Source organism: Pseudomonas sp. 2822-15, assembly GCF_002742515.1.
Taxonomy (GTDB): Bacteria; Pseudomonadota; Gammaproteobacteria; order Pseudomonadales; family Pseudomonadaceae; genus Aquipseudomonas; species Aquipseudomonas salomonii.
The window spans coordinates 1-268 of sequence record NZ_LJRY01000318.1; the positions used below are offsets into that span (position 1 = coordinate 1).

Here is a 268-nt window from a genome sequence, read left to right on the forward strand (position 1 = left end):
TGTAAATACAGTGAGATATAATGACCGTTATACAAATGGTTCGTTTGAGTTTGATACAGATGAAACTGGTGATGTAAAAGAAGTTTGGGTGGAACCTGGTACTGGAGAAGAAGGAGAAGGAGAAGCAGATGGAGGCACGTCTCCTTCATCTGATCATCCAATAGACTCAGATAAAGCAAATGCAGAAGAGACCGATGATGACGGACAAGCAACACTGTTTTAAGATATAAGTCTCAGTCTGGATATAGTAACAAGTTTACTATAGAGG

At 39.6% G+C, this 268-nt stretch carries 1 protein-coding gene; it reads left to right on the plus strand.

The genetic code is table 11. From position 1 onward, the window contains the following. On the plus strand, nt 1–223 hold a 223-nt coding region (locus AOA59_RS32510; RefSeq protein ID WP_158235274.1), incomplete at its 5' end, for a hypothetical protein. Nucleotides 224–268: the final 45 nt, after the last annotated feature.